12 protein-coding genes are annotated in these 13,642 nt (G+C 29.6%); all 12 read left to right on the top strand.

What is annotated here, in order from left to right; all coding sequences use genetic code 11:
* The 12 genes from NWE74_RS03775 (at position 1) to NWE74_RS03720 (ending at position 13,589) form a co-directional block, all read left to right on the top strand.
* Positions 1-429, top strand: coding sequence for a MarR family winged helix-turn-helix transcriptional regulator (locus tag NWE74_RS03775; protein ID WP_258241901.1), 429 nt, complete (start codon positions 1-3; stop codon positions 427-429).
* Between the two features lie 96 nt (positions 430-525).
* The gene (locus tag NWE74_RS03770) at positions 526-879 is read left to right on the top strand and encodes a carboxymuconolactone decarboxylase family protein (protein ID WP_258241900.1); all 354 of its coding nucleotides are present in this window, start codon (positions 526-528) and stop codon (positions 877-879) included.
* A 146-nt stretch (positions 880-1,025) separates the two neighbouring features.
* On the top strand, positions 1,026-1,403 hold the full coding sequence (locus NWE74_RS03765) for a hypothetical protein (protein ID WP_258241899.1): 378 nt from the start codon (positions 1,026-1,028) through the stop codon (positions 1,401-1,403).
* Between the two features lie 555 nt (positions 1,404-1,958).
* The gene (locus tag NWE74_RS03760; protein ID WP_258241898.1) at positions 1,959-2,693 is read left to right on the top strand and encodes an alpha/beta fold hydrolase; all 735 of its coding nucleotides are present in this window, start codon (positions 1,959-1,961) and stop codon (positions 2,691-2,693) included.
* 448 nt (positions 2,694-3,141) lie between these two features.
* A complete protein-coding gene (locus NWE74_RS03755; RefSeq protein ID WP_258241897.1) occupies positions 3,142-4,506 on the top strand; it encodes an aldehyde dehydrogenase family protein in 1,365 nt (454 codons plus the stop codon).
* Positions 4,507-4,530: 24 nt separating this feature from the next.
* A complete protein-coding gene (locus NWE74_RS03750; protein ID WP_258241896.1) occupies positions 4,531-5,445 on the top strand; it encodes a phosphate butyryltransferase in 915 nt (304 codons plus the stop codon).
* Positions 5,446-5,449: 4 nt separating this feature from the next.
* Entirely contained in the window at positions 5,450-6,529 is a 1,080-nt protein-coding gene (gene buk / locus NWE74_RS03745) for a butyrate kinase (RefSeq protein ID WP_258241895.1), read from the top strand.
* Positions 6,530-6,558: 29 nt separating this feature from the next.
* A complete protein-coding gene (locus NWE74_RS03740) occupies positions 6,559-7,953 on the top strand; it encodes a sodium:solute symporter family protein (protein ID WP_258241894.1) in 1,395 nt (464 codons plus the stop codon).
* Positions 7,954-8,196: 243 nt separating this feature from the next.
* Positions 8,197-9,549 carry an APC family permease gene (locus NWE74_RS03735; RefSeq protein WP_258241893.1) on the top strand — a complete coding sequence of 451 codons (1,353 nt, stop codon included), beginning with the start codon at positions 8,197-8,199 and terminating at the stop codon, positions 9,547-9,549.
* Between the two features lie 73 nt (positions 9,550-9,622).
* Positions 9,623-10,840: an aspartate aminotransferase family protein gene (locus NWE74_RS03730; protein WP_258241892.1), complete on the top strand. Its 1,218-nt coding sequence runs from the start codon at positions 9,623-9,625 to the stop codon at positions 10,838-10,840.
* Between the two features lie 218 nt (positions 10,841-11,058).
* Positions 11,059-12,402, top strand: a complete 1,344-nt coding sequence (locus NWE74_RS03725) for a M20 family metallopeptidase (protein WP_258241891.1) — start codon at positions 11,059-11,061, stop codon at positions 12,400-12,402.
* A gap of 107 nt (positions 12,403-12,509) precedes the next feature.
* On the top strand, positions 12,510-13,589 hold the full coding sequence (locus NWE74_RS03720; RefSeq protein ID WP_258241890.1) for an SIR2 family protein: 1,080 nt from the start codon (positions 12,510-12,512) through the stop codon (positions 13,587-13,589).
* Positions 13,590-13,642 lie beyond the last annotated feature (53 nt).

The raw sequence follows: 13,642 nt of genomic DNA, 5'->3' as shown, positions 1-13,642 counted from the left end.
ATGTTTAATTTAAATGATTGTATAGGCGTTATAACAAATAAATATAATAAAGAAATTATAGAAGCTTTTAACAATAGAGTATTAAGCCATGGAATAACAAGAGTACAGTGGATAGCAATTTATTATATTGGCCAAAACGAAGGAATAACACAAAAACAATTATCCTATATACTAGATTCAAATGAGTCTTCAATTGTTAGGCTTGTAGATAGAATGGAAAAGGATGATATGGTAAAGAGAGAAAAAGATGAAAATGATAGAAGAATTACTCGACTATACTTAACGGATTATGGAAATAAAAAAAGAGAAGAGATAATACCAATAGGAGAAAAATTTTCAAAAGATAGCATTAAAAATATATCAGAAAAGGATTTAGAAACATTCAAAAATGTTTTAAATCAAATAGTTAACAATCTAAAAAATACTTAATAATGATTTACAAAGTATTATAATGATGATATACTTGTCATATGAATAATTGCTATAGCAAGTGTTTAAAAAGGATAATCATAAGGGGGAAAAATCATGAAAAAAGATGTTAGAGGAATGTTAAACGATTTTACAGATGGATTAGCTGATATAAGTGAAACTAATAAAGCTAATGTTAATGCATTTATGCGTCTTTTAAATACGGGGTACAAAGAAGGTGCTTTAAGTACTAAGACTAAAGAACTTATGAGTGTAGCAATAGGAGTATATAATCGTTGTGAGTATTGCATAGTATATCATGTATATAAGTCACTAGAGGTAGGTGCTACTAGAGAAGAAATAATGGAAGCGGCTATGGTTGCAGTTGGATTTGGTGGAGGTCCATCTATGGCTTATAGTGCGACTTTATTAAAAGATAGTATAGATGAATTTGAAAATGATTTTAAATAAAAAACTCAAAAAAATGCTGTGTATAAGTTTTAACTTTACATAGTATTTTTTTATTTAAAAATGATTTTAATTGTGTTAAAATACCATAAAGAGCATATATAAGTGATTTTTAAGGGGAGGATATTATATTTACATTAGATAAGTTTATGAAGCTTTTATTAAAAAAGTATTTAATAAAATATGAAGACATTAAGGACGAAGTAACAGTAGATGTAAGAACAAAAGAGCAGTACTTAGAAAATAATGTATTCAAATATAACATTCCTATAATGACAAAGGAAGAACATGATTTTTTACATAGACACTTGTTTTGGGCAGAAGTAATTGTGATTTATGGCATGATAAAAAATATAAAGGAAATAACTAAAGATCTTATAAAAGTATCACATAATAAAACAAAAACACTAATTATTGGATGTTCAAAAGGAAGACTAAGAAGTCCTACTATGTGGGCTTATGCAAAGTTACTAGGTATAAATGCAAAAGTATTAGAAAATGGAATTTTGGGTATTAAAAAATATTAAAATCCAAGTTGTTTATTACAACTTGGATTTTTTACGATTAAGGTAATTATTATTTATGTGAACGTATGTATAAGATATAAAATTAAGTTAATATGATATTTTAAAATTAAAAAATATTCATTCAAAGTAGATGTAGATATGGCATTTTATCTGAAATGGAAGTTGTACAATTATCATATTCAATATTTATAAGTTTCTTAAATCTACTTTTAGACATACTAAGAATCTTAGCTATTGTAAAAGATAATGACTAAAATTTATTATAAAAATAATTGAAATATTAAATATATATAATAGAGTGAAGTTTAAGATTCAAAACTTCACTCTATTTTTTTAAAAAGTATAAATTTTAGATATAAAGATTAAAAAATAAAGGTTTTTATATAGCAATATAGCATTATATATAATAGAACGCTATATAATCAAAGATAATATTTGTAATTTAATGATAACCTATAGTAATAATAAAAAAATATCTTCATAAATATGTATAGCAGAGTTTTAATTTTTTATGAACTAGATCTTAGGCCAAAAACTATAAAAGGGGATTATGATATGGAGCTTATACAAGATTGGGTAAATAGCAAAGGCATAAAAATAAATTATATCGATAATCATATAATAAATAGTGAAAAAACGCCATTATTAATATGTCCAGGATTATCAGAGTCAGCACAAGATTATATAAAAATAATAGAAAGATTAAGGGATAGAAGGTGCATAGCTTTGTCCTTTAGGGGGAGAGGAAAAAGTGATTCACCAAAATGCGGATATACATTAACGCATCATTTACAAGATATACATTCAATAGTTGAATGTTTAAATTTGGATAAATTTTGTATTATGGGATACTCTAGAGGTGTTTCTTATGCAATAGGGTACTCACTGTTAAATCAAAATGCTTTAAAAGGATTAATATTAGGAGAATATCCAGCTCAACATAAAAAAATGCCAAAAGGTTGGGCAAGGGAGAGTATGGAATTTTATAAGTCCAATGGCCAATCAATATCAATAAAATACAATGTATTAGAAGCTATAGAAAAAGAATCAGAACAGGTTTATTTTAAAGATCAATTACCCAATATAACATGTAATACATTGATTTTAAAAGGTGAAAAAGAAGAAACTTTGTTAACCATAGAAGATATAAGTGAATATATAAAAAACCTAGGAAGTAAAAGTATAAGAATAAAACATTTTGAAAACTCAGGTCATGATATAAAAGAAGATGAATTTGAAAGTTTAACAAATGTATTGGAAGAATTTTTGGAATCAGTAGATAATCAATAAAACTGAATAAGATAAATATAGATATAAAAATAAGGCTATAGTTAGATTTAAAACTATAGTCTTGTTTTTATTTACAATGAAATTGTAGACAAATTATTATTATTATCTATAAGTAGTTTGTCGATAATTAAATTTTAATTTGGATTGTTATATTTAACACAAAATTAACGTTTAAGACAAATATTAATTAAACTTAATTAACAAAAATTATATACATGAATATATGAAAGTATTGAAATTTAAATGAATTTATATGGATAACACAACTATTATAGTTTGAAATTTAATTATTATAATGTTAAAAAATAAATAAATAAGAATAAAATTAAATTTTCAGAAAATTTACTTTACTTAATTTTGTCCAATATACTACAATTTAAATATAAAGCAAAACATTAATACAATATATATAAAAAAAACTATACGTTATTTTGAGGGAGGTATTTACATGCAAGCAAGAGATTATGTTTTACAGTTAATAAATAAAGCTCGTATAGCTCAAAGAGAATTTGAAAAATATTCTCAAAACCAAGTAGATGAAGCAGTTCGTGCTATAGGTAAATCAATATATGATAATGGTGAAATGCTCGCTCGTATGGCTGTTGATGAAACTAAAATGGGAGTTTATGAAGATAAAATAGTAAAAAATAAAGGTAAATCAAAAGCTGTTTGGAACAAACTAAAAGGTGTAAAAAGTAGGGGGATAATAAAATATATCGCAGAAGAAGGATTAGTTGAAGTAGCTAAACCTATAGGAGTAGTAGGTGCAGTCACTCCTACAACTAATCCAACAATGACACCTATGCACAATGCAATGATTGCTTTAAAAGGAGGAAATTCGATTATTATATGTCCACATCCAAGAGCTAAAAATACTGGAGTAAAAACAGTAGATTTAATGAGAGAAGCGCTAGAAAAAGTGGGAGCACCTAAAGATTTAATTCAAATAGTAAATGAGCCTACTGTTGAAATATCAAATTTGGTAATGCAGTTATCAGATGTATGTGTATCAACTGGTGGACCTGGAATGGTAAAGGTTGCATATAGTAGTGGGAAACCAGCATTTGGAGTAGGTGCAGGAAATGTACAATGTTTAATAGATAAAGATGCTAACCTTGATGAAGTAGTCCCTAAAGTGATAAAAGGTAGAATATATGATAATGGAATCCTTTGTACATGTGAGCAAAGTGCTATATGCCCTAATGAAATGTACAATGAATTTATAGCTAGATTAGTACAAAGTGGAGCGTATTATATAGAAAAAGAAGAAGAAGTTAAATCTTTAAGAAAAGCATTATTCCCAGATGGCAATATAAGTAAGGATTGCGTTGGAGCATCTCCTTATGAAATAGCTAAGATGGCATCTATAGAAATACCTAAAGATACAAAGTTATTGGTTGTAAAAGCTGAAAAATATGGAACAGAAGAATATTTTGCTAAAGAGAAAATGTGTCCCGTATTATCAGCATATAAGTATGATAAGTGGGAGGAGGCAGTAAATATAGCTAATCAAAATTTAGAATATGAAGGTAAAGGTCATAGTGCAATAATACACTCTTATACAAAAGAGAACATAGAATATGCAGCAAATATACTTCCAGTATCTCGATTTGGAGTTAATCAAATTGGTTCAAGTGGACTTGGAGGATCTTTCTTAAATGGTCTTAATCCTACAGCAACACTAGGATGTGGTTCTTGGGGAAATAATAGTATAAGTGAAAATTTATGGTTTAATCATCTAATAAATATAAGTAAAATAGCTTATGAAGTTCCTAGTAAACAAATTCCTACAGATGATGAAATCTGGAATTAAATCTTCAAATAAAGGAGATAAAAAATGATAAAAAACTTTAAAGAATTAATGGATGTAGTTATTAAAAATGAAACAAAAACAATAGCAGTAGCAGTAGCACAAGATAAAGATGTACTGTCTGCTGTAAATAATGCTTATAAGATGGGTATAGCTAAAGCAATTTTAGTAGGGGATAAGGAAGAGATAGAAAAAATTGCTAATCAAATAGATATTAAGTTAGATAATTTTAAAATTATAGATATCAAAGATAAAGTAGATGCTTGTACGTATGCTGTTAAATTAGTAAGAGACGGTAAAGCTGATTTACCTATGAAAGGATTTGTAGATACATCAGTTATATTAAAAGCTGTATTAAATAAAGAAACAGGTCTTAAAACAGGAAATCTAATTAGTCACGTTGGTTTACTTGAAGTTAATGGATTTGATAGATTATTTGTATTAAGTGATAGTGCTATGACTATTTCACCTACCTTAAATGAGAAGGTAGATATTATTAAAAATAGCATTAAAATTTCACATGCACTAGGCAATAAAGAGCCTAAAGTAGCCATACTTTGTGCAGTTGAAAAAGTAAATCCTAAAATGCCAGCTACAATAGATGCACAAGAACTTACAAAAATGAATGAAAGTGGAATAATCACAGATTGTTTAATTAAAGGACCTTTAGCAATAGATAATGCAGTAAGTTTAGAAGCTGCAAAACATAAAGGTATAAATCATCCTGTTGCAGGTAAAGCAGATATATTAATAGCACCAGATATAGAAGCGGGTAATATTTTAAATAAATCAATGGAATATTTTGCAAAAGCAGAAAAGGCAGGAGTGATAATGGGTGCTAAAACTCCAATTATATTAACTTCAAGAGCAAGCTCTGATATATCAAAACTTCATTCGATAGCATTAGGTGCACTGGTTGTTCAACAACTTGGAAAGGAGTAAAAATATGAATAATTATACTTTTCTAATAATAAATCCGGGATCAACATCTACTAAGATTTCAATATTTGAAGATGATAGAGAGACTATGACGGAAACTATTAGACATTCGAGTGAAAAAATAAATTCATACAAAGAAATTTATGATCAATTTGATTTTCGTAAAGAGCTTATAATGGATGTATTAAAAAATAAAAATATAGATTTAACAATATTTACAGCTATTATAGCTCGTGGTGGAAATATGAAGCCTGTAGTTGGTGGAACTTATGAAGTCAACGAAGAAATGCTAAAAGATTTAAAAATAGGCGTTATGGGTCAGCATGCATCTAATTTAGGTGGAGGATTAGCGTACTCAATAGCAAGTGAGCTAGGATTAAAAGCATATGTGGTAGATCCTGTTGTAGTTGATGAATTTGAACCATTGGCTAGAATATCAGGAACACCTCTTATACCAAGAAAGTCTAAAGACCATCCATTAAATCAAAGGGCAGTGGCTAGAGAAGCGGCTAAAGAAATGGGTGGAAAATATGATGATTTCAATTTTATAATAGCTCATTTAGGTGGCGGAATATCTGTTGGAACTCATAAAAGAGGTAGAATGATAGATGTTAATAATGCTCTTGATGGTGATGGTCCAATGTCTCCTGAAAGATGCGGTACAATACCATTTGGCGGAGTTATGGATTTATGCTATTCAGGTGAGTATACTAAAAAAGAATTAAGAAAAAAATTAGTTGGAGGTGGAGGCTTAGTAGGATATTTAGGAACAAATGATGCTAGGGAAGTTATAAAAAGAATAAAAGAAGGAGATGAATATTCAAAACTTATATACGAAGCAATGGCATATCAAATTTCAAAGGAAATAGGTGCATCTTCTGCAGTGCTTAAAGGTGATGTTGATGCAATTTTATTAACAGGTGGTCTTGCATATGATTCAATACTTATGGGTTGGATAAAAGATAGAGTTGAATTTATTGCGCCAGTTAAGATATTCCCTGGAGAGCATGAAATGAAAGCTTTGGCATGTGGTGTACTTAGAGTTCTTGAAAACAAGGAAAAATTACAAATGTATCCAAATAAGTAACTCCAAGAATTAAAGGAGGGAAGCTTTAAATGACGTCATTACATTATTTAGGAGCTGTGTTAATATTAGCATTAATCACAGCAGTAGGAATTTACTCTGGTAGAAAAGTAAGTTCAGCAAAAGATTTTTCATCAGGTGGTAGAAAGGCAGGCGTTGGAATTATAGCTGGTTCTATAATAGGTACATTAGTTGGAGGAGCATCAACCATAGGTACAGCACAGTTAGCTTTCAATTATGGTTTTTCAGCTTGGTGGTTTACACTTGGAGGAGGAATTGGATGTTTAATACTAGGGTTAGGATTTGCAAAGCCTTTATACAATAGTGAAATAACAACTTTACCACAAGTATTTGCAAGAGAGTATGGTCAAACAGCTAGCACAGTTTCAACTGTTTTAATGTCAATAGGAAGTTTTTTAAGTATAGTTGCACAAGTTTTATCAGGTATAGCATTAGTAACAACTGTTAGTCATCTAGGATCATTTCCAGCGACAGTATGTATAGTTCTATTAATGCTTGCTTATGTTATATTTGGCGGGGTTTGGGGAGCAGGCCTTGTTGGAATAGTAAAAACAATACTACTTTATGCTACTGTTATAATCTGTGGATTTATGGCATTAAATTTAGGAGGAGGATTATCTGCATTTAGAGAAGCATTGCCAAGTGATCAATATTTTAGTTTGTTCGCAAGAGGAACCATGGTTGATATGGGAGCAGGAATATCTTTAATTTTAGGTGTCATAACAACTCAAGCATATATTCAAGCTATAATATCTGCTAAAAGTTTAAAAATATCAAAATCAGGAGCTATAGTAAGTGCGATTTTAATACCAATAGTTGGTACAGCTGGAATATTTGTAGGTATGTATATGAAAATGACAGCTCCAAATATGGTAGCAGGAGAAGCACTTCCAACATTTATAATGCAAAACCTTCCTCCATTAGTTGCCGGAATGGTAATGGCTACATTATTAGTTGCATTAGTGGGAACGGGAGCAGGTGTGGCACTTGGTTTAAGTTCAATGATATGCAATGATATATACAAGGTATATTTTAATAAAAATGCAAGTGATAAGACATTATTAAAAGCGGCAAGAATTATAATAGCTGGAATATTAATTATCGTCGCAATACTTGCAAGTGGAAATCTTGGATCATTAATACTGGGCTGGAGCTTTATGTCAATGGGACTTAGAGGAGCGGTAGCATTTGCACCATTATGTTGTGCATTATTTTTACCAGGAAAGATACACAAAAAATTTGCTCTAGGAGCTATTATATTAGGTCCAACATTTGTATTAATTGGAAAATTCATATTACCATCTCATATAGACCCTTTATTTTTAGGGGTATCAGTTTCAATTCTAGTAATGTTTTTAGGATATTTTGCAAATAAAAACAAATCAAATCTAGATAAATCTCAATAATATAAATCCAAGTTTATAGATTTTATATTAATTGACAAATCTATAAACTTGGAAACGTGAAAAATTCTAAAAAATTTTTATCTTCAAAGACTTATATATATACTGCATGTATCTATTAAGAGATACAATTGACAATTTAGAAAACCTCGAAAAACACAAAGAAAAGTTATAAAAATATAACTTTATAAACAGAAGAGCGGGCTAAAAGTAGTCTAGGTTATCTTGGTTAAATGGAGGTTGTGTATGGAAGAGAAAAATTTTGATAGAGTATTAGGTAAAAAAGACGTCCTGGCCCTGGCCTTTGGTGCAATGATAGGATGGGGATGGGTAATCTTAGTTGGTGGATGGATTTTAAAAGCTGGAACACTTGGAGCAATGAGTGCATTTGTAATAGGTGGAATAATGGTTATATTTGTAGGTTTGGTTTATGCAGAACTTACAGCAGCCATGCCAGAATGTGGAGGTGCAAATGTATTTAGTCGAAGGGCGCTAGGTAAAAATGCATCATTTGTATGTACATGGGCACTAATCTTAGGTTACGTTGGAGTAGTCGCCTTTGAAGCTTGTGCATTACCTAATGTTGTGGAATACTTATTTCCGAATTTTTTAAAAGGATACATGTATAGCGTAGCAGGATTTGACATATATGCTAGTTGGGTAGCTGTTGGAGTTGTTAGTTCCATTATAATAACTGCAATAAATTATTTTGGGGCAAAACCTGCAGCAGTTCTTCAATCTGTATTGACAGTTGCAATAGCTGTAGTTGGTATAGCTTTAATATGTGGATCAGTAGTTTCAGGTGATTTGGAAAGTACAAAACCACATTTTATAGATGGTATTACTGGAATTATGGGAGTTGCCATAGCAACACCATTTATGTATGTAGGATTTGATGTTATACCACAGGCAGCAGAAGAAATAAATATGCCTTTTAATAAAATTGGTAAAATATTAATTCTATCAATAGTCATGGCAGTATCATGGTATGCATTAGTTATTTTTTCTGTATCAATGACTATGAAACCATGGGAGATGGAGACATCAATACTTGTAACAGCGGATGCTATGAAGTTTGCATTTGGAGGTAAACAGATAGCAGCTCAAATTTTAATAGTAGCAGGATTAGCTGGTATAATCTCAAGTTGGAATGCATTTTTAATGGGTGGTAGTCGTGCAATATACTCATTAGCACAAGCTAAAATGCTACCATCATTTTTAGCTAAAATACATCCTAAATATAAAACTCCAACGAATGCAATATTATTAATAGGTCTATGTTCTTGTGTAGCACCTTTCTTTGGAAAAGTAATGCTTACTTGGATTACTAATGCAGGTAGTTTTGGAATAGTCATAGCTTATGTATTGGTATCAATATCTTTTATGGTATTAAGAAAAAAAGAACCAGATATGTCAAGACCGTATAAAATTAAACATTATAAATTTATAGGTACTATGGCTATAATATTAGCGTCATTAATGCTTTTATTATATATACCAGGACTTATTAAACCGGAATGGATAATTGTAGTAGGTTGGACTGTATTAGGTGTAATATTCTTCATAAGCGCTAAAAGAAAAAGTAAAAATATAAATTAATATAAATAATCTACTGGGAGTATGTACTAGTTAGTATATTATTAAAATACTTAATTTGAGTGGGGGTAATTATATGAAATTAAACGAAGCTAAATTAACTAAACAAGAGCTTAAAGAGTTAACTAAAAAATATATGATAGAAACTTATGAGAGATTTGATTTTGTAGCACAGACAGCAAAAGACATGTATTTGTATGATGAAGAAGGGAATGGCTATTTAGACTTTTATGGTGGGGTAGCTGTAAATAGTGCTGGAAGTTGTAATGAAAAAGTAGTAGAAGCTGTTTGTGATCAAGTAAAAGATATTATACACACTTTTAATTATCCATATACAGTACCACAAGTATTACTTGCAAAATTAATATGCGAAACTATAGGAATGGATAAGATATTTTATCAAAACTCAGGTGCAGAAGCTAATGAAGCTATGATAAAAATGGCTAGAAAATATGGTACAGATAATTATGGACCTAACAAATATCATATAATAACAGCTAAAAGCAGTTTTCATGGTAGAACATATGGAGCGATGTCTGCAACTGGCCAACCAGATAACGGATGCCAATTAGGGTTTAAGCCTATGTTACCAGGATTTAGTTATGCTGACTTTAATGATGTAGATTCTTTTAAAAAATTAGTTACAGAGAATACTATAGCTATAATGATAGAACCGGTACAAGGAGAGGGTGGTGTTAGACCTGCCACACAAGAATTTGTAGATGGAATAAAAGAACTTTGTGAAGAAAAAGGGCTATTACTATTATTTGATGAAATACAGACAGGATGGTGTAGAACAGGGGAAGTTATGGCTTATATGAATTATAATGTTAAGCCAGATATAGTATCTATGGCTAAAGCTATGGGTGGTGGAATGCCAATATCTGCGGTATGTGCAAGCGAAAAAGTTTCTAAGGCATTTACAATGGGATCTCATGGAAGTACGTATGGAGGAAATCCTGTTTGTTGTGCAGCTGCATCTGCACAAATTAATGAATTGCTAGATAGAAATCTAGCTGATAATGCAAAACAAATGGGCGAGTATTTTATGAATAAATTAAAACACCTTCCACATGTAAAAGATGTTAGAGGTAAAGGATTATTAGTAGGAGTAGAATTTGATTTACCAATAGGTCTTGATATTAAGCATAACTGTATAGATAGAAAATTATTAGTTACATTAATAGGAACTAGCATAATAAGAATGGTACCCCCACTAATTTTAACTAAAGCCGATTGCGATAAGGCATATGAAATATTAAAAGAATCAGTTGAAGCAGCGTTAGCTAAATAATAAAAAATTAAGAAAGTAAGGTAGTTACCTGAGGTAACATCTTACTTTTTTTAGGTTTATAATCAAATAGATTTAAATAGTAAAATTGTTTGATAGGAAACTTTTAAAATATAAAACAAATATTAGGAAAACGTTAAAATAAAATGTAGAAGAAATAGGTAAAATATAGTATATTATAATAGAATAGAAAAATAAATGACAAACTTAGGGGGTTAATCATGAAAAAACAAATAAAAGAAAAAATACAACAATTAAAACCTGAGATGATATCATCTATAGTAGATTGTGTAAAAATACCAAGTGTTATAAGTGACGCTACAGAAAATTGCCCATTTGGGGAAAATATAGATAAAGCATTAAGATACACATTAGAACTATGTAAATCTTTAGGATTTAAAACAGTATATAAAGATGGATACTATGGATATGCAGAAATAGGTGAAGGTGAAGAACTAATAGGTATACTAGGTCATTTAGATGTAGTTCCAGAAGGAGAATTAGAAAGTTGGGAGTTTCCTCCATATGAAGGTGTAATAGATGGAGACAAACTTTGCGGAAGAGGTACTCAAGATGATAAAGGGCCTACAATAGGAGCTATATATGCTGTAAAAGCATTAATGGACTTAGGTGTTGAATTTAATAAAAGAGTAAGATTTATATTTGGAACAGATGAAGAAAATCTTTGGAGATGTATAAATAAATACTCTGAAAATAAAGAGGAAATACCTAACTATGGATTTACTCCAGATTCAAAGTTCCCTATGATAAATGCTGAAAAAGGACTTTTACAAGTATTTTTAAATGCCCCAGGAAATAGTGATATAGAATTAGAACTTGGAAATGCATTTAACTCTGTCCCAGATAAAGCTGCTTACAAAGGTAAATATATAGAAGAACTTGAAAAAGAATTAAGTAAATTAAAGTTTGAATACACAAGAGAAGAAGATAAAATATGTGTATTAGGTAAAGGTGTTCACTCTGCAGTAAGTGATAGTGGTATAAATGCTATTTCAAGATTAGCTATAGCATTAAACAATATTGGTGTTAATTCAAATGCTATTAAGTTTATAGCTGAGGTTATAGCTGAAGATGCTAATGCAAACAATATAATAGAAAATTGCCAAGATGAAGTTTCAGGAAAACTGACATTTAATATTGGTAAATTAAGTATAAATAAAGATAAAGAAAGTATAGGTGTAGATGTTAGAATACCTGTTACATATGATAAGGAAGAGTTTGTAAAACAATTAGTAGAAAAAGCTAAAGAATATGGATTAACTTATGAAGAGTTTGATTTCTTAAAAGCTATATATGTTCCGGAAGATAATTTCTTAGTAAAAACTTTAAGAAAAGTATTTGAAGAAGAAACAGGATTAGATGGAAAGCCTCATTCATCAGGAGGAGCTACGTATGCTAGAGCATTAGATAACTGCGTAGCATTTGGATCTGTATTTCCAGGGAAACCTAAGACAGAGCATCAAGCTAATGAATATATAAGCATAGATGACCTGACAAAGGCTGTTGAAATATACGCTCTTTCTGTATATGAATTATTAAAGTAATATATAAATAAAATTAAATACAAATCATATAATAAGTATAGGAATTGATAATTTCTATACTTATTTTTTTTGAATTTTGAGATAATTTCATATGGGAGGGAAATATAATGAACGTATGTATATTTCTTGGGGCTGGAGCTTCAGCTGCTGAAAATTCACCTATTCAAAATGAACTATTTAGTGAATATTTTGCAAGTTTAAAGCCTAAAGATTTTGAAAGTGATATGAATAAAGAATTATATAGATTTTTTAAACAAATGTTTAAGATTGATGTGATGAAAGATGATATGAAAGAGGCTAATTTTCCTACATTTGAAGAGGTTCTTGGCTTAATTGACTTAGCAGAGCAAAGAAGAGAATCATTTAAAAATTTTGGTTTAGAAACTTTGAATAGAAGAAGTGATAGTATAAGGTTTTTAAGACAGTATTTAATTTTACTCATGGCTCGTGCTATACATAAAAGTGAAGGTAGAAGAAATGAATATCATAAAATGTTAGTTGATAATTTATATGAAAGCAAGTTATTAGAAAAAACAACATTTATAAGTGCCAATTATGATATACATATAGATAACACTATAGCAGCTTTATATCGTCGCAAAAAAGAGCCTATTATGTTAGATTATGGCGTTGATTTTAATAATTTTGACGTAGAAGGAGGATGGAAAAAGCCTAAAGATCCCAGTGTAAAATTATACAAAATACATGGTTCTCTAAACTGGCTTTACTGTCCTATATGTAATAGCTTAACGCTTACTCCCTATGAAGGAGGGGTAATGAGATTACTTGATAATATAAAAGAAGCCAAGTGCTTAGAATGTAGGGAAGTCACAGTACCAATAATAATACCTCCAACTTTTTTTAAAAACATGTCTAATGTATTTATATCTACAGTATGGAGAGAAGTAGAGAGAACTTTAAGAAAATGTGATGTTTTAGTATTTTGTGGATACTCTTTTCCAGATGCAGATATTCATATAAAATATATGTTAAAACGAGTTCAAAGTAGTAGAAAAAAGCCACCATTAAAAATAATAGTATTTAATAATCACGAAGGAAAAGAAGAAGACTCCTTATTAAAAGAAGAAGATCGATATAAAAGATTTTTAGGGAGTGATGTAATTTATACTAGAAGCTCTTTTCAAGATTTTGCGAAAGATCCTTTAAAGTATATAAAAAATAAATAAATTAACATTATATATAATAAAATTAATTATAGAAAAAAGAATTTTATATATAT

Source organism: Romboutsia lituseburensis, from assembly GCF_024723825.1.
GTDB lineage: Bacteria > Bacillota > Clostridia > Peptostreptococcales > Peptostreptococcaceae > Romboutsia_F > Romboutsia_F lituseburensis_A.
The sequence above is the reverse complement of the archived record's forward strand: the minus strand, read 5'-3'. Positions and strand labels throughout refer to the sequence as shown.

Coding starts and splice junctions, on each gene's coding strand:
- NWE74_RS03775 (WP_258241901.1), top strand. CDS start 1: ATGTTTAATTTAAATGATTGTATAGGCGTTATAACAAATAAATATAAT.
- NWE74_RS03730 (WP_258241892.1), top strand. CDS start 9,623: ATGAAATTAAACGAAGCTAAATTAACTAAACAAGAGCTTAAAGAGTTA.
- NWE74_RS03765 (WP_258241899.1), top strand. CDS start 1,026: ATGAAGCTTTTATTAAAAAAGTATTTAATAAAATATGAAGACATTAAG.
- NWE74_RS03740 (WP_258241894.1), top strand. CDS start 6,559: ATGACGTCATTACATTATTTAGGAGCTGTGTTAATATTAGCATTAATC.
- NWE74_RS03770 (WP_258241900.1), top strand. CDS start 526: ATGAAAAAAGATGTTAGAGGAATGTTAAACGATTTTACAGATGGATTA.
- NWE74_RS03720 (WP_258241890.1), top strand. CDS start 12,510: ATGAACGTATGTATATTTCTTGGGGCTGGAGCTTCAGCTGCTGAAAAT.
- NWE74_RS03735 (WP_258241893.1), top strand. CDS start 8,197: ATGGAAGAGAAAAATTTTGATAGAGTATTAGGTAAAAAAGACGTCCTG.
- NWE74_RS03750 (WP_258241896.1), top strand. CDS start 4,531: ATGATAAAAAACTTTAAAGAATTAATGGATGTAGTTATTAAAAATGAA.
- NWE74_RS03760 (WP_258241898.1), top strand. CDS start 1,959: ATGGAGCTTATACAAGATTGGGTAAATAGCAAAGGCATAAAAATAAAT.
- NWE74_RS03755 (WP_258241897.1), top strand. CDS start 3,142: ATGCAAGCAAGAGATTATGTTTTACAGTTAATAAATAAAGCTCGTATA.
- buk (WP_258241895.1), top strand. CDS start 5,450: ATGAATAATTATACTTTTCTAATAATAAATCCGGGATCAACATCTACT.
- NWE74_RS03725 (WP_258241891.1), top strand. CDS start 11,059: ATGAAAAAACAAATAAAAGAAAAAATACAACAATTAAAACCTGAGATG.